Below are 26,145 nucleotides of genomic sequence, written 5' to 3' on the forward strand. Positions count from 1 at the left end.
CCCAAGGAACACCCATGATTGCCCAAATCCTCATCAACACGCCCCTGTGGGTCTGGGGCCTGCTGGCCGCACTGCTGGCGCTTGGTTTCAGCCAGACACGCAGCCGTACCGCAGGCCTGGCTCGCGTCGCGCTGCTGCCGCTGGGCCTGGGCGCGTTCTCGCTCTACGGAACCATCTCCGCTTTCGGGACTTCGCCCACCGTGCTGGGCAGCTGGCTGGCCACCGCCGTCCTGCTGGTGCTGGTGGTCAACCAGCTTGCGCTGCCGGCCGGTGCGCGTTACGACAGTGCCACACGCCAGTTTCAGCTGCCCGGCAGCTGGGTGCCCATGGCGCTGATCATGGGCATCTTCCTGACCAAATACGCCGTCGGTGTCAGCCTGGTGATGCACCCGGAATTAAAGGTCCACGCCAACTTCAGCCTGGCCATAGGCACGCTTTACGGCGTCTTCAGCGGCATCTTTGCCGGCCGTTCCGTCCGGCTGATCCGCCTGGTGCTGCGGCCCGCCGCAGACCCGATCCAGCCCGCCTTCAACACCTGAAAAAGGATGCCACCATGAACACAAGCCCCCTGCAAAACACGGACATTGAACGCCTGGCACGCAAACGCGCCGGGGCCAAGATGGGCTGGTACCTCCACGCCAGCGTTTACATCATCGTCAACCTGCTGCTGGCCGTGCTGTCGGCCATGAGCGAGCGGCACTGGGCGGTGTTCCCGGCCTTTGGCTGGGGCATCGGTCTGCTGATCCACGGCGCTGTGGTGTTTCTGGCCACCGGTGGTGGCGGCCTGCACGAACGCCTGGTGCAGCAAGAGCGCAAGCGCCTGTCGCTGCAGCGCGACCCCTGGTGAGTCGCACTCACAGGCTTCAATTCTTTTAGGTTTCAACCATTCACTGCATCAAGGTTTTCCATGCACATCCCCACTCTCTCCAAAATCCTGCCGGTCCTGTCCGTCATCCTGGCTGCCAGCGTTGCCCAGGCCGGTGATCTGAAGATCGAAGTCAGCGTACCCGCTGACCGCCAGGGCGCCGTGATGGCCGCGCTGTTCAACAAGGCCGACGGCTTTCCGCGCGGCACACCCCTGCGCACGGCCACAGCCCAACCGGTTCAGGGCAAGGCCACCCTGCAGTTCACCGACCTGCCCCCAGGCAACTACGCGCTCACCGCCTTCCTCGATGAAAACAGCAACAGCAAGCTCGACAGCAACCTCTTCGGTTTGCCGACAGAGGCTTACGGGTTCAGCCGCAATGCCCGCGCCATGGCCGGGCCACCGCCGTTTGCAGACGCTGCTTTTCCTGTGGAAGAAGGTGTGCAGCAACACGCGTTCGACCTGAAATAAGGCGGAGTCCATCATGACCTTCCCCCTCAACCGCCGCGCGGCCCTGGCCGCCCTGGCTGCTGCCGCTGCCGGAGCCGCTGGCCTGGGACACGCCGCAGCCCCGCCTGACGCCTGGCGCAGCAGCTACGCTCCCTACAACGGGCCGTTAAAAGCGCCGCTGGACAGCGGACCCCTGCGCATCGAAGGCCGCTGGCCCGCCGCCCTGCAGGGCACGCTGTACCGCGTGGGTCCGGCACGGCGCGAACTCGGCGGCGTGACCATGAACCACTGGTTTGACGGTGACGGCATGCTGCAGGCTTTTCGCTTTGCGGGCGGCCAGGTCTCGCATCGCGGTGTGCTGCTGGCCACACCCAAACTCAAGGCCGAAGAGGCGGCGGGGCGCCTGCTGTACTCAGGCTTTGCGCAAACCCTGCCCAACTCGCCGCCGCTGAGCGGTCCTGACGCCGTCAACCCCGCCAATATCAACCTGCTGTCGCTGCCGGCAAGCCGCGAGTTGCTTGCGCTGTGGGAGGGCGGCTCGGCGCTGGCGGTGGACCCGCAAAGCCTGCAGGCCAAAGGCTTCAAGGTGTGGTCGCCCGACACCCAGGGCGCGCCGTTCTCGGCCCACCCCCGGGTGGCGCCCGACGGCACCGTCTGGAGCTTCGGCTACATGCCCGGTACGGGCCGCCTGCTGGTGTACGAGATCAGCCCCACCGGCCAGTTGCACCGCCAGCACGTCATGGCCGCGCCGCAGGCCGACATGGTGCACGACTTCGCCATCACCGAAAAACACCTGGTGTTTTTGCTGATGCCGCTGAAGTTTTCCGGTGCCCCGGGCACAGGCGATTTGCTGTCGCACTACCAGTGGCAAGACCAATCGCCGCTGGTTGTGCTGCTGGTGGACAAGGCCGACTTCAAGGTGCAGCGGTTCGAGCTGCCCGCCACCGGCGTTTTTCACCTGGCCAATGCCTGGGAGCAAGGCGGCACGGTACAAGTGCGTTTTGTGGCCCAGCCCGACATCCTGGGCGCCATGCGGCAAATGGACGTGAACCGCAGCCGCAGCGATGCCAGGACGCGCGCCACGCAATGGACACAGATCACACTCCACCCCGCCACCGGCCAGGCACAGATGCAGTCTCTGGGCCTGGACCACGTGGAGTTTCCACGCATCCACCCGGCGCGCAACGGCTTGCCCACGCAGTTCACCACCTTGCTGGCACGTAGCCGCGGGATGGACAACCGGGTAGACGGTTTCGACAGCGTGCTGGCGCTGCACGGTCAGCAGCAACAACGCCACCACTACGGCGATGGCTGGATTGCAGAGGAACATGTGTACGTGCCGTCAGCCCCCAGCGCGACCGAAGGCCGGGGCTGGGTGGTGGGCACGGCCTACCATTGGCCCAGCGAGCGCACCACGCTGTCGGTGTTTGACGCCGCAGCGGTCAACGCCGGTCCGATCGCCAGGGTCACCCTGCCCTATGGCCTGCCGCTGGGCCTGCACGGCCAGTTTGTGCCCGCCTGATCATCGGTCAACAAGGAGGTTTCATGCCCATTCAACTGTTGCGTATCACTGCCACCGGCCTGTGCCTGGCCCTGGCCGGCCTGGCACAGGCTGGCATGGGGTTTACCGAACTCGCCGGCCAGTCCGACGACGGCCCCGTCACCGTCTACTACCCCACTACCGGCGAAGGCCAGCGCGTCCAGATGGGCCCGTTTTCGTTGCAACTCGACCGGGAGGGCCCGCCCGTGCGCGGCAACGGCCGGCTGGTCATCATCTCGCACGGCTCGGGCGGCTCGCCCTGGACCTACACCGACCTGGCGCGCAACCTGGTCAACGACGGCTTCATCGTCGCGCTGCCCCGGCACCGCGGCGACAACTCCACCGACCCGTCCAGCCCCGGGCCTGACAGCTGGAAGCAGCGGCCGGCCGAGGTGTCGCGCGCCATCGATGCGGTGGCACGCGACCAGCGCCTTGCCCCGCTGCTGGCGCTGGACAAGGTCGGCATGTACGGCATGTCGGCCGGCGGCCACACGGCCTTGAGCCTGGCGGGCGGGCGCTGGTCACCGGCGCAACTTGCACGCCACTGCGAGGCGCACATCGCCGACGACTTCCACACCTGCGTGGGGCTGACGACACGCCTGACCGGCGGCATGTTGGACGGATTGAAGAAAAGCGTCGCGCTGGGGGTGATCAGCCAGAAGTTCAGCGATGCCACATGGCAGGCTCATGCCGACCCGCGTATCCGCGCGGTGGTGGCCGGTGTGCCGCTGGCCGCCGACTTCGACATGGCCTCGCTGGCCACGCCGACGGTACCGCTGGGCCTGGTCACCGCCCGGCAGGACAAATGGCTGGTACCGAAATTTCACAGCGACCGCGTGCTGCAGGCCTGCAAAAGCTGCGAGCTTGTCGCCGACCTGCCGACCGGCGGCCACGGCGCGCTGCTGTCACCACCGCCACCGGCCGATGCACTGTCTCCCCTGGCGCGGGACCTGCTGCTGGACCCACCCGGCTTTGACCGCAGCCAATTGCCAGCCGTGGACCGCAAAATCACCGCCTTTTTCAGAAAACACCTGCTGCCATGAGGCGCAAATTCATTGCCCTGGCGACCTTCGCTACCGTGGCGCTGGTCTTCACCGCCCTGGCCGCCGCCGTCGCCTTTGGCGGACCCGAGCCTATCGCGCCGCTGGCCAGCATCAACGATCCGTTTGCCAGGGTTGACTTTTCCACGGTGCCGCCCGCCAGCCGCTACACCGCCCGTGACGGCACGGCCCTGGCCTGGCTGCGTTACCCGGCTGCGGGCATCGCAACGGGCAACGCGGCCGCAGCGCGCCGGGTCGTGCTGGTACACGGCTCATCAGCACGCGCCCGCTCATTGCATGTGCTGGCCGGGGCATTGGCGGCGACGGGCCTGGATGTGGCAGTGCTGGACATGCGCGGCCATGGCGATTCGGGTCCGCGCGGCCATGCTGCCTACATCGGCCAGCTGGAAGACGATATCGAGGACTTCATGCGCGCCATCCCACACGCCGGGCCCACCACACTCGCGGGCTTTTCATCGGGTGGTGGTTTTGTGCTTCGGTTTGCCGGCAGCACGCGCCAGGACCTGTTTGACCGCTACGTGTTGCTGGCACCGTTTCTGCACCACAACGCCCCCACCAACATGCCCAACAATGGCGGCTGGGTGTCGGTGGGCTTGCCGCGCATGATCGCTGTCACCCTGCTCAATGTCGCGGGCATCTCCACCTGGAACCACCTGCCGGTGCTGCGCTTTGGCCTGAACGACGCGGCGCGCCAATTTCTCACGCCCAGCTACGACTTCACGCTGGCCACCAACTTCCGCCCACACGACGACTACCAGGCCGACATCCGCAACGCAAAGCGTCCGATGCGCGTGGTGGCAGGCCGCAGCGACGAACTGTTTGACGCCAGCAAGTACGCCGCCGCGTTCGAGGCCGCCGGCCGCGTGGTACCGGTGACCCTGGTGGAAGGCAGCACCCACATGGGCCTGACGCTGGACAGCGCCGCCGTTCAGGTCGTCGCACGCGCCTTCGTCCCCTGAAGCTGCCCCAGCCTAAAATGAAACGCAACACCCACGCCGCATGACCCACCGTCTCAGCCCCGAAAAACTCGACCAGCTTGCGCGCAAACGCGCCGGTGCCAAACTCGGCTGGTACGCCCATGCCGCCTTGTACCTGGTGGTCAACCTGGCCATGTTGGCCTTTTCGACGTACGGTTTTGGCAGCCGGTCGTGGTCTGCGTTTCCGCTGCTCGGCTGGGGTCTGGGTCTGGCTTTACATGGGGCATCGGTGTTTCTGCTCGGCAAGGGCAGCGGCCTGCGCGAGCGCATGGTGCAGCAAGAGCGCGACAAACTCCAACGTCAGCAGGACGGCACACCGCGATGAAGATCGACTGGCTGGCCAAGCTGCGGCACATGCTGCAGGTCATGGCGTTTGCGCTGGCCATCGCCACCATCCAGTACGCTTTCATGCCGGACCGGCCCTATGGCCCGCCGCTGGTGTATTCGCTGTTTATTGCCACCATCACCTGGGCGGTGATTGACCTGGGCCGTGACTTCTTTCCGTCCAGCCACGAGACCGGCTGGCCCCAGGGCTGGGCCGCCCTGGCACTGGTGCTGGGCGCGATTGTGCTGGGTTATGTCGTCGGCACCTGGATTGCCAACGCGCTGTGCCAGTATTACGGCTGGTACCCGCCGAACGCCGGCCAACAGGACCCGGCCCAGCTGCGAAGCTCCATCCTGATCACTGCGCTGGCCGGTATTGCCGGCAGCTTCTACTTCTACGCCATCAACAAAAGCGCCTACCTGCAGCGCAAGATGACCGAGGCGCGCCAGCACGCCAGCGAAGCCCGCCTGCGGCTGCTGGAAACCCAGCTTGAGCCCCACATGTTGTTCAACACCCTGGCCAATCTGCGCGCGCTGATCAGCACCGACCCGCAGCGCGCACAGGTCATGCTGGACCACATGATTGCCTACCTGCGCGCCACGCTGGGGGCATCGCTGGCGGCCACCCATCCGCTGCAGGCCGAGTTTGACCGCGTGCGTGACTACCTGGAACTCATGACCATCCGCATGGGCCCACGCCTGAGCTACACGCTGGAGCTGCCACCTGAGTTGGCCCAGCACCCGGTCCCCACGCTGCTGCTGCAGCCGCTGGTGGAAAACAGCATCAAACACGGGCTGGAGCCCAAGGTAGAGGGTGGCAACATCAAGGTCAGCGCGCGGCGCGAGGGCGACTTTGTGCTGCTGGAAGTGGCCGATACCGGCGTGGGCCTGTCCGGCACGCAGGAAGACCGGCCGGGTTTTGGCCTGGCCCAGGTGCGTGAGCGCCTGACCAACAGCTACGGCGCTTCATCTGCTATTGATTTGGTAGCTGGTTACGCAAGCGGTACAAGGGCTACAGCCCGATTTCCCTTCAAGCCATGAGCCAGCACCCGGCCACCGCCCTGATTGCCGAGGACGAGCCCCTGCTGGCCCAGGCGCTGCAGGCCGAGCTGGCGCGCACCTGGCCGGGGCTGCGCGTGCTGGCCAGCGTGGGCGACGGTATCTCGGCCGTGGCGCAGGCCCTGCAGCTCTTGCCCGACGTGCTGTTTTTTGACATCCGCATGCCGGGCCAGACTGGCCTGGAGGCAGCGGCCGAGCTGGCTGATGAATGGCCGCAGCACACGCCCTTCCCCGCGCTGGTGTTTGTCACCGCCTACGACCAGTACGCGGTGCAAGCCTTTGAGGTGCAGGCGGTGGACTACCTGCTCAAGCCGCTACAAGCTGCGCGCCTCGAAAAAACAGTGGCAAAAGTGCAGCTGGCCCTTGCTGGTCGTGCGCAAACAGCTATCAATTCAGGAGCAAATGCAACAACAGGAACCAGCGCAAACCCGACACTGGATCAGGCGCTGCACCAGCTGCAATACCTGCTGGCCGCTGCGCAGCCAGCAAGCCCGTCGGCCGGTGCGCCTATCGAGCTGCTACAGGTCAGCGTGGGCAGCAGCATACGCATGGTGCCCGTCGGTGAGGTGCTGTATTTTGAGGCGGCCGACAAATACGTGCGTGTGCTGACCGCCAGCCACGAGTACCTGATACGCACCGCACTCAAAGACTTGTTGCCCCAACTCGACCCCCGCAGCTTCTGGCAGATTCACCGGGGCACCGTGGTGCAAAGCAGCGCGATAGACACCGTGCTGCGTGATGAGGCCGGCAAACTCACTTTAAGCCTGCGCGGCCGGCCCGAAAAGCTGGCCGTCAGCCGCATGTACAGCCAGCAGTTCCGCGCCATGTAGCTGGCGCCGTGCTGCAGGCGCCCATGGCCAGCAATACCGTGGCAAAGCCCAAGGCGGTTGTGATGCGCGCGAAAGACATGAAATTCCCCCTGCCGTTTTTTGATCCCGGCCATCATAGCGGGGGGATGCACCAGACAGGAGCACGCGCCGGCGATCAAAAGTCACAAGCACGGCGGTAGCGCAGGGATTGTGATGCTGTCATGATGGTGGCATGAGTCCGCCAGAAAACGCGCCTGAAACCGGCACTACGCCGTCTTCACCCTCTCCGGTTCCGTATGCCCCTGGCGGCCCTTCCCCAGTCAGCCCCGCCTCGGTCATCGACTTCTGGCTCCACCCCGACATGCGCAAGCGCTGGTTTACCGGCGGCGCCGAGCTTGACAGCGACATCGGGCGCCGGTTTGGTGCAGCCGTGGCGCTGGCCCAGGCGGGCGACCTCATCGAATGGGAGTCGGAGCCACAAAACCGGCTGGCGCTGATACTGCTGCTTGACCAGTTTCCGCGCAACATCTTTCGCGGCAAGGCCCGGGCATTTCACGGAGACGCGCGCGCCCAGCGCCTGGTCAGCATCGGCATTGCGCACAAAGCCGACTTGTCCCTGCCGTGGCTGGGCCGCGTATTTTTCTACATGCCGCTGATGCATGCCGAAGACCTGCAGCTGCAGGAAGAAGGCGTACGCCGCTACCGCAGCCTGGCAGCCGCAGCACCGGAAGACCTGCGCGACGTGATGCAAAGCAGCCTGACCTATGCCGAACAGCACCGCGACATCATTGCGCGGCTGGGGCGCTTTCCACACCGCAACTCGGCGCTGGGGCGAACCAACACCGCGCTGGAGTTCGAGTTTCTGAAAATCGGTCCACGCTTCGGTCAATAAAACCGGCGGCGCCAGGGCACGCGCGGGGCGGCGTGAACTTATTCACGATTCGCACACTTTGGCCTACATCCAGTGCAGCAACTGCTGCGTAACCTGAATGTGCAAGCTGCGCACGGGCCCACCCCTTCATGGCATGCAGTCACCAAGCCTATCGACAACAACTGGCGTCTGCCAGCTCACTCAGGAGTTTTCCACATGATGATCCATACCGCCATGGCCACCGCCACCGTCGCCTTGATTGCCGCCTGCGCCAGCACGACCCCCGTGATGCCCAGCTACTCGCAGGCCGCCCTGCCCGCTGCGGTGCAGGTCCCGACCGGCAACAAGGTCGCCCTGGAAACCATTGGTGTGGGCGAGATCACCTACCAGTGCAGCGCCAAAAAAGACATGGCAGGCCAGTTTGAATGGGTGTTTGCGGGCCCCGACGCCAGGTTGCTGGACCGCAGCGGCAAACAGGTCGGCAAATACTACGGCCCACCCGCCACCTGGGAGGCAATGGACGGCTCCAAGCTGACCGCCGTGCAACTGGCCGTCGCGCCCCACACGGCCGGCAGCATTCCGCTGCAACTGGTCAAGGGCAACCCGGCCATGGGCGCGGGCGCCATGCAGGGCGTGACTTACATCCAGCGCGTCAACACCCAGGGCGGTGTTGCCCCTGCCGCGCCTTGCACAGCCGCCAATCTCTCGGCCAAACAGATCGTCAAGTACCAGGCCGACTACATCTTCTACAAGGCGATGTAAACCCCTTTTTTGCGTTTTCTCCGGGAAAGTTTGCCGTCATGGTGAGCAGCCGGCTTTGCAGTCATGTGGGGCCGGCTTTTGGGGGCGCTTGCGGGGACTGGTCCGCCAGGCCTTGCGGGTGACCTCGCCCACAGGCAAAAGCTTCGCTGGCGCCTGTGGGGTTTTTTACATGGGTAATCAGGCCACAGACGTCACGGCCTGGAGGCAGTCTCCTACAGGCTGGGCCAGCACTTCACGATTTACTGGAGTTCTCAGCCAGCTGAAGGAGCCCTCTCATGAAAAGCACCCACAACAAATTGCGCGCCCTGGGCAAAAGCCTGGGTCTGGCTTTTCTGCTGGTGACCGGTACCGCCGCGATGATGAGTGCGTTTTCCGGCGTGACTCCTGCTGAGGTGCCGGGCGCCGTCTTCCGCCCATCCGCGACCGCCACCATGCCGGGGGCGGTGCAGCAAGCGGCCTCTGATTCCGTCTTGTACCAGCGGGTTATCGACAGCGACGGCAGCCAGCGCTGGGTGTTGCTGGACGAAAGCCAGGCCCACGCCTTTGCCCCCGCCAGCCGCGACCTGCTGATGGCCGAGCGCCCAGGATCTGAGGCCGCCACCATCAGTCGCGTCAGCTACACACTGCAGGCCCGACCTGCGGGCTGGGACAGGGTTCTTAAAAACTGCGTCCAGGCAGAAAGCGGCAAGCCCGTGGGTGCTGCTGCGGCTTACGACATCGCCTGCGCAAAACTCGGGTAAACCCCGGGCTTGCGAGCTGGGTGTTGCGCCGCTTTCCGGCGCAGGCTGCCTGCACCGTCCTACACGCGGTAACACCATATTCAGGTCTACTGGAATCACACCCGCTTCGATTGGAACCGCTGTGAGCACCAACCCTTCTTCCCACGCATCTGGCCCCGTCCGCTTCAGCCAGAGCGGCAAAAAGCACCGCCTGGGTTACCTGCTGCTGGCGATCGGCAGCGCTGCCGTGCTGGGCGGCTGCGGATCGCGCCCCATCCTCGCCTTGACCAACGCCTTTGCCCAGCAGGACGTCCCCGCCACCTTGCGCGTGCCCGCTGGCCACCAGCCGGTGTTGCAGGCACACAGCAACGGCAGGCTGGTTTACGAATGCCAGGCCATCAAACGCTCGCCCTTTGAATACGAGTGGCTGGCGCGAAACCCCGACATTGATCTGACCGACGCGCGCGGCGACAACATCAAACACAAGCCAGGCGCACGCGCCAGCTGGGCGCACCGTGACGGCTCCACCGTGCAGTCGCGCGAGTTTGTCGAGGTACCCAATGGCAGCCACAACCTGCCGCTGCAAACCTACAAGGTAGAGCCAGCCGCCGCCCCAGGTGCGCTGCACAACATCAGTTATGTCCAGCGCCTGCGCACGGTGGGCGGCTGGCTGACCGTCGTCCCCTGCACCTCGGCGCAACTGGGTATGCGGGTCACAGTGCCGTATGAGGCCGACTACGTGTTCTGGCGCCCCATCGGATCTTGAGCCGCCGCGCCACGTCAGCAGCACCCATAAAAAAGCCCGCAGGCTCAAGGCCTGCGGGCTTTTTTTAGCCTGGGCGTCTCAAGTGATCAATGGCCGTAGTAATAGCCTTGGGGCTTGAAACCCTGGGGGCCATGTACATAGGGCTGCGGGCCATGGCTTTGGACGTAATGGCCGTTGCTGCGGTAACCGCCGTGGCGGTTGTCGTCATCGCGGCCATGGTGGCCATGCCGTTTGTGCCAGCCGTGCGGGCGGCCGTAATAGACAGGCGCCGGCTGTACATAGACAGGCTGCGGCTGGTAATACACGGGGGCCGGTTGCACATAGACGGGTTGCTGGTACACCGGCTGATACACCGGATAGGCGTTGCTCACACCCACATGCACACCGGGCAAACCGACTCCGACTGAAAATGACACATCGCTGCGCGCCTGGGCGCCGCCCGAAAAGGCCATGGCGGCCAGGGCCAGCGCCGCCGTGGCGCCTGCCATCAGCAGCGCCCTTTTGGGCAGTGCGGCCAGCGTTGTTGATTGAAGCATTGTTGATCTCCTGTAATCGGGCAGGAAGCGCCCTGACAGGTATTTAACGTTGCAGTGCCGTAACGGCTTACCGCCTGCACAGTGAAGACGGTAGCCAAAAGTAACTTTACTTGCTACTTTACAAAGCGCGGTGCGCCTGGGGTGGCGTACCAGCACGGCCGGGGCGGCACACTAGAATCAAACACATGACCGCCCCTGCAGACAAAGATACCCCCAAAACCAGCAATTTTTTACGCCAGATCATCGAGCATGACCTGAGCAACCAGACTTACGCCGCCCGCCAGTGGGGTGGCAGCCCCGGCGATGCCGCCCACCATGCCGCCGGCCAGACCGACCCCGCCAAGGTGCGGCTGCGCTTTCCGCCCGAGCCGAATGGCTACCTGCACATAGGCCACGCCAAAAGCATTTGCCTGAACTTTGGCCTGGCACGCGACTACGGCGGCGTCTGCCACCTGCGGTTTGACGACACCAATCCCGAAAAAGAAGACACCGAATACGTCGATTCGATCAAGGACGCCGTTCAGTGGCTGGGTTTTGACTGGCACAACCACGGAGAAAACAACCTTTACCAGGCCAGCGACTACTTTGACTTCATGTACCGCGCAGCCGAATATTTGATCGAAACCGGCCACGCGTACGTTGACGAACAAAGCGCCGAGCAGATGCGCGTCAACCGCGGCGACTTTGTCAAGCCCGGCACCAACAGCCCCTTCCGCAGCCGCACACCGGCCGAAAACCTGGCCCGCTTCCGCGAGATGCGCGACGGCAAACTGGCCGACGGCGCCGCCGTGCTGCGCGCCAAGATTGACATGGCCAGCCCCAACATCAATATGCGCGACCCGGCGATTTACCGCATACGCCGCGCGCACCACCACAACACCGGCGACAAATGGTGCATCTACCCGATGTACACCTATGCCCACCCGATTGAAGACGCACTCGAGCAGATCACCCACAGCATCTGCACGCTGGAGTTTGAAGACCAGCGCCCGTTTTACGACTGGCTGCTGGACAGATTGGCCGAAGGCGGCCTGATTGCCACGCCGCACCCGCGCCAGTACGAATTTGCGCGCCTGAACCTGACCTATGTGCTGACCAGCAAACGCAAGCTGGCCCAGCTTGTCACTGAAAAGCGCGTCAGCGGCTGGGACGACCCGCGCATGCCCACCATCGTTGGCCTGCGCCGGCGCGGCTACACGCCCGAGGCGCTTCAGCTGTTTGCCGAACGTATTGGCGTGACCAAAAGCGACAGCTGGATTGACTACAGCACGCTCGAAGGCGCACTGCGCGACACCCTGGACCCGATTGCCCCGCGCGCCATGGCGGTGCTGGACCCGGTCAAGCTGGTGCTGACCAACTGGGACGAAGTCATGGGCGCGGGCAAGCTTGACGACTGCTCTGCACCCGTACACCCACACCTGCCCGAGCTGGGCAAACGCCACTTCAAAATAGGCAAAGAGGTGTGGATTGAAAGCACCGACTACGAAGAAACACCCCCCAAAGGTTTCTTTCGCCTCTTCCCTGGCAACAAAGTCCGCCTTAAATACGGCCACGTCATCGAATGCACAGGCGCCACCAAAGACGCAAACGGCAAAGTCACTGAAGTGCTGGCCACCCTGATACCCGACACCAAAAGCGGCACGCCCGGCTCAGACTCGGTCAAGGTCAAGGGCGTGATCACCTGGGTGGGCGTCAGTGATGCGGTGCAAGCCGAAGTGCGACTGTATGACCGGCTGTTTACCGAGGCGCACCCCGAAGCGGACGGCAAAGATTTTCTGGAGAACCTGAACCCGAGCAGCCTGAGCGTGGTGACGGCTTATGTGGAGCCTTCACTGGCATCTGCCACCGCCGGGAAGAGATTTCAGTTTGAGCGGCATGGGTACTTTGTCACTGACTTGAAGGATCACGCTGCGGGCAAAGCGGTGTTCAATCGAGTGACGGGGATGAAGGATAGTTGGGCCAAATAGAGAGTACGCCAGTCGACAAAATAACAGGGGAGAGGATATGAGAATAATCAAATTCAGAATCTGGAATTACAAATCGATTGTTGACTCCGGGGACTGCTTTCTAGCAGACAAAGTAACCATCTTCGCAGGCAAAAATGAGGCCGGAAAAAGTTCGATATTGGAGGCACTTTCCGACTTCAATTTCAACTCCGCTATCTCATCAAAAGCCCTTCCACTCGAAAAAAACCGCGCCGGCGCGAAGCCGTGCATTGAAGTTACTTTCGAGTCAACGGACATAGCCATCTTAGGGATTGTTGAGAAACTGGACCTTCCTCCAGCACTTAAAGAACAATTCGCCGCATCGCTAGAAGCGAAACCGCAACTCAAAGTCAAAAAAACATATTCATCAGAATACGAGATTACCGCAGGAATTTTTTCAGACATTCAGAAAGTTAAGCCATCAGAATGGTCTGTTCTTCTTACGGCTTTCAATGCCACGGTTTCGCTACTCAACACTGATGCGCTGACCAAAAAGCTAGGCCTTCCAAAACTAGGGCACGACGTTTACTCAGCGAAAAACGCCTCTGAAATACTGTCCAACTATCAAACTCGGGTATCAGAATCATCTGAATCTTTATCGGCCGAGGATCTGGCTAGCGTTCAGGCGAGCCTCGCTGCGCTAAAAGGTGCGCTAGAACAGAACGCTGCTCAAAAGGTGACTCTCGCGGACAAGCTCAGAGATGCGATCCTTCAAGAAATTCCCAAGTTCATCTTATTCAGTAGTTTTGAAGATGTCTTTCCAAACGAAGTTTCGTTTACAGATCTTCGAAACAACAAGTGGATTGCTGATCTGAGTGCGATGAGTGACATTGATGTGGAAACCATCCTTGGTTCGGATGGCACCGCCAGAAAAAGGCACAAACACGCTCTCGGATTACAGATCAACAATGATTTCTCGCAATTTTGGACTCAAGATTTTTCCAATCTTTCCATTGACTGGAACAGCGAAAAAATTCAATTTTGGGTCCAGGAAAATGACGAGTTCTACCCACCGGAAGTGCGAAGCCAAGGCAGGCGTTGGCATCTCGCGTTTTATATTCGCGTAGCGGCTAGAGCTCGCGAAGGGAAACCAAATATTATTCTCATAGATGAGCCTGGTCTATATCTTCACGCGACCGCACAACGGGACATTCTCAAACACTTAGAAAGTTCCGGTGGAAACTGTCAAATCCTCATTTCCACCCACTCGCCGTATTTGATTGAGCCAGACAAGTTGGAACGAATCAGGCTAGTTCAGAAGCCACCTGATCGTGGTACCTTCATAGAAAATAAGATACACGCTGTTTCAGATAAAGAAACTCTGACGCCAATCCTTACTGCGATTGGATTGGAGCTAAATCAGGGAATAGTGGGCTCTGACAAGCTCAACAATGTGGTTGTAGAGGGGCCTGCTGACTACTTCTATCTAACTGCATTTAATGTCTTATATCCACAAGAACACTTGAATTTCGTATCTGGCGGCGGTGCCGGAAATATGCCTAAAGTTGGCACAATTCTTCAAGGTTGGGGCGCTCGTGTTATCTACTTGTATGACAACGACCAAGCATACAAAAACGCACAAAGATCGATCAAGCGCGAGTGGGCGACAATTTCTAAAGAATGTCTATTAGCCCTGAATATTGACGGAAGTATTGAGGATATTTTTAGCAAAGAAGAATTCGCGTCAATTTTTGAAGTGCCAATGGAAACAGTGCTTGATAAGAACTCGCTTTACCTGAAGGCCAATCCCTTAGACAAGGTGCTGCCAGCACGTAAATATCTAGAGCGGGCTCGGGGCCCAATTGCCGATGCGCTATCGGAGAAAACTGCTAAAACTGTGAAGGCTCTTCTTAAAATGCTCGCGGAAAAATTTCAGCATTGATGGCTTTCGTTTTTACTCCGACTGCTCGAATGCTTGGGTCGCGGTTGTGGTCGCTTGCTATGGCCCTGCTATGTGCGGCCGTAGCCCACGCCCAACCCCTCGAAGAAGTCCCCTTCATCACCTCCCCCGACAACGTCACGCTGGAGATGCTGAGCGTCGCAGGCGTCAAACGCGGCGACCATGTGATTGACCTCGGCTCTGGCGACGGGCGCATCGTCATCCTGGCAGCCAAGAAATTTGAAGCCACCGGCCTGGGCGTGGAGATTGACCCGTCGCTGGTGGCGCGCAGCAAAACCAATGCCCGTGCTGCCGGCGTGGCAGACAAGGTGGAGTTTCGCGAGCAGGACTTGTTCAAGACCGACCTGTCGCAAGCCACCGTGATCACCATGTATCTGCTGCAAGAGGTGAACATTCTGTTGCGCCCCTCCCTGCTTGCGCTCAAGCCGGGCACACGCATCGTCTCGCACGACTGGGACATGGGTGACTGGGCGCCGGACCGCACCACCGTTCTGCCTGTGCCCGACAAGGTGGTGGGGCGCGAGAAGTCGAGCAAGGTGCACTTGTGGACGGTGCCTGCGCGGGTGGAAGGCCTGTGGTGTGCGGGCGGGCTGCTGCGCGGTGCCAGCATCAAACTGACGCAGAAGTACCAGGCCTTTGAAGGCACGCTGGCCTGGCGCGATCGCACGCGTGAGCTGAAGGGCACGATCAGCGGCAGTGAGCTGCGCACACCGGCAGGCAGCAGCGGTGAGTTGGTGCTGACGGCCAGTGACGATGCCCTGCGCATCACTGCCGCACAAGGCAATATGGCGCTGGCGCAGGGCCAGCGCTTCACGCGCGCGGCGGGTGCTTCCTGCGGTTAGCCCGATCTTCCCGGCTGCCAGTTCAGCCCCACCGCACCCGATAAAACGCGCTTTTGACTGACAGGCGAACGGATGGCACTCGTGCTTAATGGCATGAAGCAAGCACGCGGCCTCATTGGGCCGCCTCACCTTCAAGGAAAACACCATGCCCACCTTTGCCACCATCTCCGGTTGCGTCACCTTCACCCCAGGCGACGGTGCACCCATTCCCATCCCACCGGGCCGGGTGGAAGTCGGGCTGGAGCCGGACAGCGCCACGCTGAGCTGGGACGCCGGTGACGGTGTGGCCGGTGTCACGGCCATTCCGCGCACGCAGTTTGACGACTACGTGAAGGACGGCAAGATCACCTGGGAAGCTGAGGGCGCGGCGAACAAGCAATAATCCCGCGCATGTTTGCCAACCCGCATCACCCCGACGCCTGCCTGAACCGCCGCACCGCCCTGCTGGGCGGCCTGGGCCTGCTGGCCTTGCCGACAGCAGGCATTGCCGCCACCTCGTCCAACTCGTCCAATCCTTCCGGCGTCTGGCCCCGGCCCCTGCAAGTGCCCGGCGGCATTGCGCGGCTGTCGTTGGGTCCGGCTGCCGTGCGGCCTGTCGCCTTTGCGGGTGATGTGCCTTTGCTGGTGGTGGGTGATGTGATTGACTGGACGGCGCTGGTCGGTATTGCGCTGTCGGCAGAGCCTGGCCCAGCCAGCATCAGTGTGCAAGCGGCTGACGGCACGCAGCGCCAAGTGGCCTACAGCGTGGCCCCCAAGCGTTACAGCGAGCAGCAGCTCAAGGTCTCGCCGCGCACGGTGGATCTGTCGCCCGAAGACCTGGCGCGCCACGAGCAAGAGCGGGCGCAGCAGCAGGCAGTGATGGCCAGCTTCAGCCAGCCGCTGCCCGCCGCCCTGCGCATGCTTGTGCCGGTGCCGGGCCGGCGCTCCAGCTCGTTTGGGCTGCGGCGTATCTTCAACGGCCAGGCACGCAACCCGCACAGCGGCATGGACATCGCCGCGCCCACCGGTACGCCGGTGGCAGCGCCGCTGCCGGGCCGGGTGATAGACACCGGCGACTACTTTTTCAACGGCCAGACGGTCTGGCTGGACCACGGCGGCGGGCTGCTCAGCATGGTCTGCCACCTGAGCGCCATCGATGTACAAGTGGGCGACACGCTGACCACCGGCCAGCGCCTGGGCGCGGTGGGCGCCACCGGGCGGGTGACCGGCCCGCACCTGCACTGGGGCGTGATGCTGAACCGCACCATGGTGGACCCGGCGCTGTTTCTGGCCGCTTGATCCCCAAGCGCACTCCCACAGTTGGCCAGAAGAGTGTTTTTAGCCATCTACCCGAAGTGCATAAGCAAAAAGTGGCTCTAGCCCTTTAGCCACGGGCGTAAGCAGCTATAACAAAAATAGCAGATCGCGAGCCTGCCACTGGCTGCAAACCCGTCTGGACACGCGCCTCTAGCCGGTTAGGTCGCAGCCACTAGTGAAAACCCTGATGATCAGGCATCGCCAACCTCACCTATCAAGGAAACACCATGAGCGCCAAGAACCTCTCCACCGTTGCAGCCGACCTGATCGAGTCTTACGGCAACACCGCCAAAAACGTGATTGATGCTTACCGCGCCGGCGGCGAGCGTGTGGTCAGCCTGCTGGAGCAGCGCTGGAACAAAGCACTGAGGCAGTCACGCACCGAACTGACGGATGAAACCGCGAAAAACGCACGCGCCGCACAGGCCGCCTTCAGCGCCTATTACACCAAGGGGCTGACCCTGACCACCAACGGCGCACAACAAGTGGTGACGCAGCTGGTGAAGCTCGCAGAAACCGGCGTCGAGCGCGCTGCCGCCAACGCCGCCATGTTTGAAGAAAAAACCGGCGTCAACACGCTGAGCACCATCGCGCACGTCACCGCACCCGGCGCACTGGCCCTGAGCAAACTGGCCGCGCAGATTGAACAGAAAAGCGCAGAACTCGCCAACAAAATCGCCGGCGACGAAGTGAGCACCGCCAGCGTCAAACGCAGCACGGCCTTCAGCCAGCGCCGCAAGGCCGCCTGAGCAGCCTGAAGCCATCAACTTCAAGTAAAAAGTGGGGCCAGCCCATAAGGGGCTTGCGTAACCAGCTATCAAATAGATAGCAACTGACGCGGTGAACGGTTGACTACATCGGCCGCTTCACCGGGTCTATCCTGTTTTTCAGGGAATTTCAGGGTTTCTCCACGCCCTTGTTTGACCAGCGCCGGCTTTCGGCCGGCCTGGCAAATGTGCCCGTGCGCCGATTCAGGCATGATGCAGCTCCGCAGGGGCTCGCGCTTCAAAGCCCCGCCCTTACTTTCTGCCTGTTCACCACCCCAGTACTACCCATGAGCATGAGCCGTTTGCGCGTGGCTTTTTATGTCTGCCTGGCCATGCTGGCTTTTGCGGGCAACTCGTTGCTGTGCCGCATGGCGCTCAAACACACGGCCATCGACGCAGCCAGCTTCACCGCCATCAGGCTGGTGTCGGGCGCCTGCATGTTGTGGCTGCTGGTACGGATGCAACGCAGCGCGGATGCGGCGCAAGGCAAAGGCGACTGGCTGTCTGCCAGCGCCCTGTTTGCCTACGCGGCCGGTTTTTCTTTTGCCTACATCAGCATGTCGGCCGCCACCGGCGCGTTGCTGCTGTTTGGCGCGGTGCAGGCGACGATGATTCTTTATGGCGTGGCCCAAGGCGAGCGCCTGCGGGCCCGCCAACTGCTGGGCCTGGTCGTGGCGCTGGCGGGGCTGGTGGCGCTGCTGTTGCCGGGGCTGGCAACACCCAGCCTGAGCGGCGCCTTGTCCATGCTGGGCGCGGGGGTGGCCTGGGGCGTGTATTCGCTGCGTGGCAAACGCCTGCCGCCGCAGGGCCAGGGCAATCCGACCAAGGTCACTGCGGGCAACTTCATGCGCACCGTGCCGATGGCGCTGGCTTTGGTGCTGGGCCTGTGGATGTATGGCGAGTTATCTCTGGACGGCAGCGGGCTGGTGCTGGCGGTGTTGTCGGGCGCCCTGGCATCAGGCGTGGGCTATGCGATCTGGTACCAGGCCCTGCCCGCCTTGAAGGCCACCCACGCGGCCTCGGTGCAGTTGAGCGTTCCGGTGATCGCCGCGCTGGGCGGCGCGCTGTTTCTGGGTGAAGCGCTCAGCCTGCCACTGCTGCTGTCTTCCTGCGCCATTCTTGGCGGTATCGCACTGATCATTGTGGACGGGCAACCCCGCCGCCAGAACCCGCCCCCGGCGCGGCCAGCCCCATGAGGCCACGGGCGCCTGAGTGTTGCGACTCGCGCAAGGGCTTTCAGCCGCCCATGGCGGCGGTGGATGGCTTCAAGGTGAAATAGAAAGTAGCGCCCTGCCCCGGTGTGCTTTCTGCCCAGACACGGCCGCCATGCCGGTCAATCACACGCTTGACGGTGGCCAGGCCGATGCCCGTTCCCTGGAAATCCCCGGGCGAATGCAGGCGCTCAAAAGTGCCAAACAGTTTGTGGGCAAAAGCCATGTCAAAACCGGCGCCGTTGTCTTGCACAAAAAAGACGGGCGCGCCCTCTGCGGCCGGCTTGCTGCCCACCACAATCTGCGCCACCGGTTTTTTGGAGCTGAACTTCCAGGCATTGGCCAGCAGGTTTTGCAACACCGCTGACAACAGGCGTGGATCGCCCTGGGCGATCAGGCCGTCCTGGACCTGCACCTCTACCTGGCGGGTCGGCTCTTTTTCCTGGTGCTCATGCAGCATGCGCCTGACCATCACCGACAAGTCCACCTCTTCTGCCTTGATCTCTTCACGCGACAGGTGCGCCAGGGTCAGCAGGCCCTCTATCAGTTCACCCATCTGCTCAACCCCGACACCAATTCGGGTCAGGTAATGTTTGCCTTTTTCGCTGATGTTTTCGGCATCAATTTTTGCCAGCAGCTGGCTGAAGCCATGGATGGTATTGAGCGGTGAGCGCAGGTCGTGCGAGACGGAATAGGCAAAAGACTCCAGCTCCTGGTTCGCCTCGGCAAGCTGGGCGGTACGCAAAAGCACACGCTCCTCCAGATCGCCGTTGAGTCTGAGAATTTCCTGGCTTTGCGCCCGCCGCTCGGTGATGTCCCGTTGCACCGCCACCCAGTGGGTGAGTTTTCCGGCTGCGTTGGCAATCGGTGCAATATCGATGTCCACCCATCGCGGCTGGCCTGCCTTGGTGTAACTGAGAACTTCCGTACGTACCGGCTGCGACTTTCTGACAGCATCCACGATCGCCTCCGGCACAGTACCCGGGGTACTGTCTGCACGCCGTTTCCACAAAAAGGCGGGTGAGTTACCGATGGCTTCGGCGCGGCTGTAACCGGTGTGGCGCTCGAAAGCGTTGTTCACAAAAACAATCCGGGGGTCCTTGCCCGGCCTGGCTTTGGCAATGACCACCACGTCATTGAGCCGCGAGACGGCTGTCTCCAGCAGGCGCAATTGCACCTGCTCTTCGCGCCGCTGGGTGATGTCCTGAAAGTAAACCGCAGTCCCCGCCTCGGTCGGGTACATGTGAAATACAAACCACGCTTTCAGTGGCCGGTAAAAAGCTTCAATGCGGGTGGTGCGTTGGTCTGCCACCGCGGCGCGGTATTCGCGCTCAACGGCGGTACCGGCCATGGCCGGAAACTCCTGCCAGAGGACCTTGCCCAGCAGCCCCCCTTTGCGGCGCTTGAGCATGCGCTCCGCCTGACCGTTGAGGTAGGTGAAGCGCGCTTCCCTGTCCATCAAGGCGAAGCCGTCGGTGATGCTTTCCAGCGTATTGGTCAGCTGCAGCTCCAGCGCGCGGGTATGGGCTTCAGCTTCTTTTTGTTCGGTGATGTCCTGAAACGCCCCTTGAATCCGGATGATGTTGCCGGCATCATCCCGCACCGCCTCACCCAGCGAACGCACCCAGATGCGCCTGCCTTTGACGGTCATCTTGGGTAGTACAAATTCGTAGGGAATGCCGTGATGGGCGCAATCCTGCACATGGCGCGTGACGATGTGCCGGTGCTCTGGCAGAAAGAGCCCGATGCCCTCGTCCAGCGTGGGCTGATAGCCGGGCGGCACATCGTGAATCAGGCAGTTTTCATCTGACCAGGTGAGTTTGCGGTCGGGCAGTTCAATCGTCCAGCCGCCCAGCCGGGCCACCCTGCCGGCGATGCGGTTCATGAAAATGTCGCGCTCGAGGTGCGCCGCTGCCTGTTTCAGGTCGTCAATATCGGTGAGGGTGCCCAGCCACTGCGTTCTTTGGCCCTTTGCATCGTGCTGAGGCACAGCGCGCCCGAGCATCCAGCGGTAAACACCATCGGCCCGGCGCAAGCGGCATTCCATCTCACATGGGCCACCCGCAGCCAACGCTGCAGCCCAGTGCACGGAAGCACGCTGGAGGTCATCGGGATGCATCACGCCGCCCCAGCCCGAGGCCAGACTGTCTTCCAGCGACAGGCCGGTGTAGTCCAGCCAGGTTTGATTGAACCAGGTGTGCGGTCCGTCTGCCTGCATGGTCCAGACGATGTGCGGCATGGCGTCTGTCAGCTGGCGAAACTGGGTGTCGATCATGCGCCCGCCCTTTTGCAGGGCCATGGCAGCACGAAAATGGACCGGGCAACCCGCCTGATGGCCGGGCGCGCTGGTCGCGCTGGCCCGCCCCTGGCTGCGCCGGGGTCCGATAAAAACAATGCCTGCCGCCCCACCTTCATACAAATAGCTCTTTCCTGCGTCGCTTTGGCCGAACACCCTGCAAAGCCCTGCAGCGGCGCAAGGCCTGTCAATCCCTCTGTTGCAGCAACTTGCCACCAGTTTAGCGCCTGCTGTCTGCGGCTTTTGTACTGGCGTGGTCCAGGCTAGCCAAAAATTTCAGGCAAATCGCGTCCAGGGGTAAAAAAAGCCGGGCCATTGCCCGGCTTTTTTTGGTTTGGGCTAGCCACGACCGCGGCGGTTGCGCATCATGCGTTCCACTTCATCGCGCAGGGCTGCCAGCTCGTTGCGCAATTGACTGCGCTCCTGCTGCGTTACAACACCATCGGCCTTGAAGCGGGCCTCGTGGCGTTCAATCTGCACCTCACGCTTGCGCAGTCTGCGCGCTTCACGCTGCGAGATATGGCCGGAGCGAATGCCTTCGTCGATGCGATGGCTGATCCGGTACTCCTGGTGGTCTATGCCGCGCATGTTGCCGGGCGAGCTGCCCGTCTTGCTGTTGGTCATCTTGCGCTCAACTTCTGCGCTGAGACTGTCGAGTTCGCTGCGCAGCGCCTCGCGCTCCTGAGCGGTGGCCGTCCCGTTGGATTTGTAATAGGACTCACGTGCGGCGATATTGCGGTCGCGGCGGTACAGCTCCTGCGCCTCGGTCGGCGTGATCTGCCCCGAGTTGAGGCCCTGCTCGATGCGTGCGCTGATCGCCTGCTGGGCGCGGTCAACACCGGGGGTGCTGGTGTTTTGCGCCATCGCAGGCGAAAGGCCCAGGCCGCTAAAAAGGGCTGTGGCCAAAAGTGACGCTGTCAATAATTTCGATTTCATGAGGGTTCTCCTGAATACGGGAAGAAACAAGCAACAACCTGTGGGACAACTTGCCGTGGCCGGAAATTCCAGGGGCGGCAGGAGGCTGTTGAGGCTGCTTGGCTGGATCGGTGACTTTTCAGCGCAGCTCGGTGACCCAGTGCAACCATTGTTGGCCGGTCCATGTGAAAGCGATGTAAGGCAATGGTGTATTTACCGGCTATTTACCTCCTACATGTATGGGTAGCGCGATGTGCCTGGAGCGGCAACCTGAAGCCGCAACTGAACGCACAAAACAGCGCATCCCGGCCTTGCAGGAACCAATCCAGGGCCTATCTTCTCCACTACTGCAAACACATGCAGCCATTCAGGACACCCCTCTCATGCTTCGAACCCTCCGAGATATCTTTGACTCTTTCACCGCTATTGCGGAAAGCCAGTCGCCGCAGCAGTTGAGCCACGTGCTCCAGCTCGCGACTGCGGTGCTGTTGGTTGATGTGATGCGCGCAGATGCCGACATGGGAGACACCGAGCGTGCCGCGGTGCTAGCCAGCCTGGGCTCCAAGTTCGCTTTGGCCGATGATGAGCTGGCCCGCCTGCTGGAATTGGCCGAGGACACTGCCAAAACCAGCCACGACTACCACCGCTTCACGTCCAGCATGAACGCGCATTTCACGCAGGCGCAGAAAATACAGGTGGTTGAATACATGTGGCAGGTCGCCTACGCCGACGCCCACCTTGATGCCCACGAGAATCACCTGATCGGCAAGATCGCCGGCTTGCTGCATGTGACGCACGGCGAGTACATAGGCGCGAAGATGCGCGCCAAAGAGGCAGCCGGATTGGTCTGACCGGTACCCGCGGTCTGGAGCGCCTTCAGGCCGTGTGTTTACCAGCCGTCCAGCCCTGGCTGCCCAGCGCCTGCGCGGCCACCGCCGTCGGGCTGGCCTCCAGCGGTGTGCCCATGGTGTCGTTCCAGCGGTTCAAAAAGGCAAACATCGCCACCACACCGAGTATCTCGGTGATCTCACTGTCGCTCCAGTGCTGCTGCAACTGCGCAAACTGTTCATCGGTGACCGCGTTGGGCTGGCTGGCGGCCGCAAGCGCAAAATCCAGTGCCAGCCGCTCTCTCAGGCTGTACAAGGGGCTGGTGTTGTAGGTCCAGACATCGGCCAGCTTGGCGTCGCTGATGCCGAAGTTTTTGGCTCCCAGCAGCGTATGCGACTGGCAGTACAGGCACCCCGCCACCTTGCTCACCACATGACCGATCAGGCGCCGAAAGCCCAGATCAACCTCACCGTCCGGGTCCATCACGGCAGCGTTCAGCTGTGCCAGGGCCTGGACCAGCTTGGGTTTGCGCTGCATGGTCAGCACGCTGTTGGGTGTAAAACCGAGTGTGCCGAGAAAAAAATCAAAGTGCGGTTTCAGCGCCGGTGTGGTTTCAGGCGGCAGCGGTTGCAGGCGGGGCATGGGTTTCCTTGAAGCTTGTCCGTGACAAACAAATTGATCAGGCAATGAACAGCAGGCGATTGTGCCGCAGCCCCGGAGCATGGGCGGCAGCCGCTCAGGCCCGACCATGGCCCCAGGCCATGGCAACTGTAAGAAACCTCGTCTGAAACCGACCTACTTCCATGACTTCCTTTTTTTGCGCCTACAAGCGCGTCCGACCTGACCAAACAAAAAACAAATGGCGGCTGTGCTGGCTGGCGCCCCTGTGGATTGCTGGCACCTGTTCTGCCATGGGCCTGCAAGTGGAGCCAGCGCAGGCCGAGTGCGGCGTGCCGGCGCCAGCTTTATCAGCGCCGCCTGAGGCTGCCCGTCACCGGCTGCAGCAAAGCCAGGCCGTGAGCGGCCAACGGGATATCGCCTGGGCCTGGCTGGGTTCGCCCACGCAACGCTACCCGCATGGCGCATTGGGTTCAAGCGCCCATGCGGCCAGCCTGCATGTGCTGGCGCGAACGCCTGAAGGTGGCCTGCAGCAGGTGATTTACAGACTGCCCGTGCGCCGGGTTTTCGAGGACCGGGTGCCACGGCTGGCCGATCTCGACGGCGACGGCCGCGACGAAATCATCCTGGTGGAGGCCGACGCTTTTGATGGCGCTGCCATGGTCGTGTTTGGCCTGCGCGCCAGCGCTACAGGGCCTGCTACCGGCGGACCGCAAGCCGCCAGGCATCTGGCCGAGCTGGCGCGCAGCCCGCATGCCGGTTCGACCTTTCGCTGGCTCAACCCCGTGGGCGTGGCCGACTTCGATGGCGACGGCCGCCTCGACCTCGCCAGCGTGATCACGCCGCATGTGGGGGGCGTCCTGACCCTGTACCACTACCGCCCGCCGCAGCTCGAGCCCTACGCCAGGGCGATGGACGTGTCCAATCACCGGATGGGCATGCTGGAGCAGCGACTCGCCGTGATTGTTGAACAGGCGGGCCAGCGGCCGACGATTGTGCTGCCCGACATGCAGCTGGGCGCGCTGCATGCGCTACGCTGGGTCGCGCCGGGGAAATGGCAGGAGCTTGCCGACCCCCGGTCGCTGCCGGCCCGGGTGGAACGACTGACACCTCTGGCTGGCGGCGGCTGCCTGCTGCTGGCCAATGCCTCCTGGTGGCGCGTCAGCCTGATGCCCTAAAGCCCTTGGGCATTAATTTCGCGGCCGTTGGTATATCGTTGAACGCACTTTTCACCCCCAAGGAGACCCTATGCTGATGCCCCGCCAACCTGTTCCCGCCCTGCGGCTGGACACACTTGCGCATGAAAGCTACGAGCTCGCAAGCGACGCCCCCGAGCGCTTTTCCATGGTGGTGTTCTACCGCGGCCTGCACTGCCCCGTCTGCGCCAAATACCTGCTGGAACTGGGCCGGCTGTTGCCTGAGTTTGAAAAACGCGGCGTGAAGGTGATCGCGGTTTCCAGTGACGACGCCGGCCGGGCCGGTGAGATGGCCGCCAAGGTTCAGGCACCGGCGCTGCGGTTTGGCTACGGGCTGGCGCTGCGCGTGGCGCGTGAATGGGGGCTGTACATATCGACCAGTCGCGGCAAGACCTCCATCGGCATTGAAGAGCCGGCGCTGTTTTCCGAACCCGGCGTTTTTATCGTCCGACCGGACGGCACGCTGTATTTCGGCCAGGTACAGACCATGCCCTTTGCCCGTCCGCACTTTGACGAGTTGCTGGCGGCGATTGACTTCGCCATCAGCAAGGATTACCCGGCGCGCGGCGAATACACCGGACCGCTCTAAGAGCTGGCGCCGCCGTCCTGTGCCCGGCGTGAAACCGCATTGAAGCTGCCGCTGAGGAGTTCCGGCAGGCGCTCCAGGCCCATCTTGAAACCGCAAGCCTGCGCATGGCCGCCGCCTCCCATGCTCTCTGCCAGCGCGATGCAGTCAAATCCGCGCTGCGACCGCAGCCCGGCCTTGACAACGCCGCCCGGGGCCACCGTCCACATCAGCGCAAAGGTGGCACTTTGTTTGGAAAGCATCTCACCCACCAGGCTGTGAAACACGCCGGGCGCGTTGACCATCAGGCCGTGCTGGCCATTGAAGGTGACCGGCTGCGCATTTTCTGCGATGCCGGCCGCCAGTTTGCTGAATTTTTCGTCCATGGCCTGACCGCGCGCCATGAAGGCCCCCACCTGTTCGGGCGTAAACGCAGCAATAGCCGCCCAGCGCGCAAATTCTTGTGGCTCCATGTCGAGCGCAGCCAGAAAGGCAGGGCTCTCGGGGTGGCGCCAGACCCAGATGTCGCGGTCCTCGATGTAGCGCACCAGATCCGGCAAGGGGACGGCGGGGTGAAAGAACTCCCAGGCCAGCCGGGCACCGCATTTGTCCATGTCGAAGTGCAGCACCCCGCAACGACAGGCAAACCCCGTGAGTTTTTCTGCGGCGCTTTTGTGGTGGTCCAGCAGCACGAGCTTGGCGGCACGTTCGTCGATGCCGCGCAGGACGTCGGCCGAAAACGAAAAATCGAGGATATACACCGCGCGCCCGGCCAGTGCCGGCAAGTCAGCGAGCGAGCGGATGTCGCCGTGATCCAGCCCCACCAGTTCGGCCCGGCCTTCGTAATACAGCCAGGCGGCCAGGGCTGCGGCAAAACCGTCCGGGCAACCGCGACCGTGGTAGAGGATCAGGGGCTGCGGGTCATTTCTGTGGGGCGCAACCAGCAGTTGCAGGGGAAGAATTGTTTTCATCACCCTTCGATTGTCG

27 protein-coding genes and 1 pseudogene are annotated in these 26,145 nt (G+C 62.4%); 23 read left to right on the forward strand and 5 right to left on the reverse strand.

Features of this window, described 5'->3' with window-relative positions; translation table 11 throughout:
- Positions 1 to 20: 20 nt before the first annotated feature.
- The 13 genes and pseudogenes from Q8L50_RS15940 to Q8L50_RS16000 form a co-directional block, all read left to right on the forward strand.
- A pseudogene (locus Q8L50_RS15940) lies at positions 21 to 539 on the forward strand (DUF6622 family protein); the annotation flags it as partial.
- A gap of 14 nt (positions 540 to 553) precedes the next feature.
- The gene (locus Q8L50_RS15945) at positions 554 to 847 is read left to right on the forward strand and encodes a 2TM domain-containing protein (protein WP_305349616.1); all 294 of its coding nucleotides are present in this window, start codon (positions 554 to 556) and stop codon (positions 845 to 847) included.
- Between the two features lie 60 nt (positions 848 to 907).
- On the forward strand, positions 908 to 1,336 hold the full coding sequence (locus tag Q8L50_RS15950) for a DUF2141 domain-containing protein (RefSeq protein ID WP_305349617.1): 429 nt from the start codon (positions 908 to 910) through the stop codon (positions 1,334 to 1,336).
- Positions 1,337 to 1,349: 13 nt separating this feature from the next.
- Positions 1,350 to 2,837: a carotenoid oxygenase family protein gene (locus tag Q8L50_RS15955; protein WP_305349618.1), complete on the forward strand. Its 1,488-nt coding sequence runs from the start codon at positions 1,350 to 1,352 to the stop codon at positions 2,835 to 2,837.
- 23 nt (positions 2,838 to 2,860) lie between these two features.
- Positions 2,861 to 3,898 (forward strand): dienelactone hydrolase, encoded by a 1,038-nt coding sequence (locus Q8L50_RS15960; protein ID WP_305349619.1) that lies wholly within the window; start codon positions 2,861 to 2,863, stop codon positions 3,896 to 3,898.
- The gene (locus tag Q8L50_RS15965) at positions 3,895 to 4,875 is read left to right on the forward strand and encodes an alpha/beta hydrolase (protein ID WP_305349620.1); all 981 of its coding nucleotides are present in this window, start codon (positions 3,895 to 3,897) and stop codon (positions 4,873 to 4,875) included. The genes Q8L50_RS15960 and Q8L50_RS15965 overlap by 4 nt, the downstream gene beginning before the upstream one ends.
- Positions 4,876 to 4,915: 40 nt before the next feature.
- Positions 4,916 to 5,218, forward strand: a complete 303-nt coding sequence (locus Q8L50_RS15970; RefSeq protein ID WP_305349621.1) for a 2TM domain-containing protein — start codon at positions 4,916 to 4,918, stop codon at positions 5,216 to 5,218.
- On the forward strand, positions 5,215 to 6,258 hold the full coding sequence (locus Q8L50_RS15975) for a sensor histidine kinase (RefSeq protein WP_305349622.1): 1,044 nt from the start codon (positions 5,215 to 5,217) through the stop codon (positions 6,256 to 6,258). Before Q8L50_RS15970 ends, Q8L50_RS15975 begins: the two co-directional genes overlap by 4 nt.
- Complete coding sequence (locus tag Q8L50_RS15980) at positions 6,255 to 7,106, forward strand: LytTR family DNA-binding domain-containing protein (RefSeq protein ID WP_305349623.1); 852 nt, start codon at positions 6,255 to 6,257, stop codon at positions 7,104 to 7,106. The genes Q8L50_RS15975 and Q8L50_RS15980 overlap by 4 nt, the downstream gene beginning before the upstream one ends.
- Positions 7,107 to 7,317: 211 nt before the next feature.
- Entirely contained in the window at positions 7,318 to 7,977 is a 660-nt protein-coding gene (locus Q8L50_RS15985; protein WP_305349624.1) for a DUF924 family protein, read from the forward strand.
- 195 nt (positions 7,978 to 8,172) lie between these two features.
- Entirely contained in the window at positions 8,173 to 8,718 is a 546-nt protein-coding gene (locus Q8L50_RS15990; RefSeq protein ID WP_305349625.1) for a DUF3455 domain-containing protein, read from the forward strand.
- Positions 8,719 to 8,993: 275 nt separating this feature from the next.
- Positions 8,994 to 9,458 (forward strand): hypothetical protein, encoded by a 465-nt coding sequence (locus Q8L50_RS15995; RefSeq protein WP_305349626.1) that lies wholly within the window; start codon positions 8,994 to 8,996, stop codon positions 9,456 to 9,458.
- Between the two features lie 121 nt (positions 9,459 to 9,579).
- A complete protein-coding gene (locus Q8L50_RS16000) occupies positions 9,580 to 10,203 on the forward strand; it encodes a DUF3455 domain-containing protein (protein WP_305349627.1) in 624 nt (207 codons plus the stop codon).
- A gap of 86 nt (positions 10,204 to 10,289) precedes the next feature.
- Here the strand turns inward: Q8L50_RS16000 and Q8L50_RS16005 are convergent, their stop codons facing one another.
- Positions 10,290 to 10,739: a hypothetical protein gene (locus tag Q8L50_RS16005; protein ID WP_305349628.1), complete on the reverse strand. Its 450-nt coding sequence runs from the start codon at positions 10,737 to 10,739 to the stop codon at positions 10,290 to 10,292.
- A gap of 185 nt (positions 10,740 to 10,924) precedes the next feature.
- Between Q8L50_RS16005 and Q8L50_RS16010 the strand changes: the two genes are divergently transcribed.
- From Q8L50_RS16010 to Q8L50_RS16040, 7 genes are all read left to right on the forward strand, one after another.
- Positions 10,925 to 12,706: a glutamine--tRNA ligase/YqeY domain fusion protein gene (locus tag Q8L50_RS16010; RefSeq protein ID WP_305349629.1), complete on the forward strand. Its 1,782-nt coding sequence runs from the start codon at positions 10,925 to 10,927 to the stop codon at positions 12,704 to 12,706.
- Between the two features lie 37 nt (positions 12,707 to 12,743).
- Positions 12,744 to 14,606 carry an AAA family ATPase gene (locus Q8L50_RS16015; protein WP_305349630.1) on the forward strand — a complete coding sequence of 621 codons (1,863 nt, stop codon included), beginning with the start codon at positions 12,744 to 12,746 and terminating at the stop codon, positions 14,604 to 14,606.
- Between the two features lie 59 nt (positions 14,607 to 14,665).
- The gene (locus Q8L50_RS16020; protein ID WP_305349631.1) at positions 14,666 to 15,466 is read left to right on the forward strand and encodes a cyclopropane-fatty-acyl-phospholipid synthase family protein; all 801 of its coding nucleotides are present in this window, start codon (positions 14,666 to 14,668) and stop codon (positions 15,464 to 15,466) included.
- A 145-nt stretch (positions 15,467 to 15,611) separates the two neighbouring features.
- Complete coding sequence (locus Q8L50_RS16025) at positions 15,612 to 15,848, forward strand: hypothetical protein (RefSeq protein ID WP_305349632.1); 237 nt, start codon at positions 15,612 to 15,614, stop codon at positions 15,846 to 15,848.
- Between the two features lie 8 nt (positions 15,849 to 15,856).
- Positions 15,857 to 16,744, forward strand: coding sequence for a M23 family metallopeptidase (locus Q8L50_RS16030; protein ID WP_305349633.1), 888 nt, complete (start codon positions 15,857 to 15,859; stop codon positions 16,742 to 16,744).
- Between the two features lie 245 nt (positions 16,745 to 16,989).
- Positions 16,990 to 17,511: a hypothetical protein gene (locus tag Q8L50_RS16035; protein WP_305349634.1), complete on the forward strand. Its 522-nt coding sequence runs from the start codon at positions 16,990 to 16,992 to the stop codon at positions 17,509 to 17,511.
- Positions 17,512 to 17,822: 311 nt separating this feature from the next.
- The gene (locus Q8L50_RS16040; RefSeq protein WP_305349690.1) at positions 17,823 to 18,725 is read left to right on the forward strand and encodes a DMT family transporter; all 903 of its coding nucleotides are present in this window, start codon (positions 17,823 to 17,825) and stop codon (positions 18,723 to 18,725) included.
- Between the two features lie 40 nt (positions 18,726 to 18,765).
- Here Q8L50_RS16040 and Q8L50_RS16045 read toward each other — a convergent pair whose 3' ends face one another.
- On the reverse strand, positions 18,766 to 21,159 hold the full coding sequence (locus Q8L50_RS16045; RefSeq protein WP_305349635.1) for a PAS domain S-box protein: 2,394 nt from the start codon (positions 21,157 to 21,159) through the stop codon (positions 18,766 to 18,768).
- Positions 21,160 to 21,375: 216 nt separating this feature from the next.
- Positions 21,376 to 21,972, reverse strand: a complete 597-nt coding sequence (locus tag Q8L50_RS16050) for a hypothetical protein (RefSeq protein ID WP_305349636.1) — start codon at positions 21,970 to 21,972, stop codon at positions 21,376 to 21,378.
- Positions 21,973 to 22,334: 362 nt separating this feature from the next.
- Here Q8L50_RS16050 and Q8L50_RS16055 point away from each other — a divergent pair, with 362 nt between their 5' ends.
- Positions 22,335 to 22,802, forward strand: a complete 468-nt coding sequence (locus Q8L50_RS16055; protein ID WP_305349637.1) for a TerB family tellurite resistance protein — start codon at positions 22,335 to 22,337, stop codon at positions 22,800 to 22,802.
- A 25-nt stretch (positions 22,803 to 22,827) separates the two neighbouring features.
- On the opposite strand, the gene Q8L50_RS16060 is transcribed toward Q8L50_RS16055, so the two are convergent.
- Positions 22,828 to 23,421, reverse strand: a complete 594-nt coding sequence (locus Q8L50_RS16060) for a carboxymuconolactone decarboxylase family protein (RefSeq protein ID WP_305349638.1) — start codon at positions 23,419 to 23,421, stop codon at positions 22,828 to 22,830.
- A 161-nt stretch (positions 23,422 to 23,582) separates the two neighbouring features.
- Between Q8L50_RS16060 and Q8L50_RS16065 the strand changes: the two genes are divergently transcribed.
- Positions 23,583 to 24,575, forward strand: a complete 993-nt coding sequence (locus Q8L50_RS16065; RefSeq protein WP_305349639.1) for a VCBS repeat-containing protein — start codon at positions 23,583 to 23,585, stop codon at positions 24,573 to 24,575.
- 70 nt (positions 24,576 to 24,645) lie between these two features.
- Positions 24,646 to 25,182 carry a peroxiredoxin-like family protein gene (locus Q8L50_RS16070; protein ID WP_305349640.1) on the forward strand — a complete coding sequence of 179 codons (537 nt, stop codon included), beginning with the start codon at positions 24,646 to 24,648 and terminating at the stop codon, positions 25,180 to 25,182.
- On the opposite strand, the gene Q8L50_RS16075 is transcribed toward Q8L50_RS16070, so the two are convergent.
- Positions 25,179 to 26,129: a DHH family phosphoesterase gene (locus Q8L50_RS16075; RefSeq protein WP_305349641.1), complete on the reverse strand. Its 951-nt coding sequence runs from the start codon at positions 26,127 to 26,129 to the stop codon at positions 25,179 to 25,181. The two genes, Q8L50_RS16070 and Q8L50_RS16075, sit on opposite strands and share 4 nt — an antisense overlap.
- Positions 26,130 to 26,145: the final 16 nt, after the last annotated feature.

It is taken from the genome of Polaromonas sp. (genome assembly GCF_030680935.1).
In the GTDB taxonomy this organism is placed as follows: domain Bacteria; phylum Pseudomonadota; class Gammaproteobacteria; order Burkholderiales; family Burkholderiaceae_C; genus Polaromonas.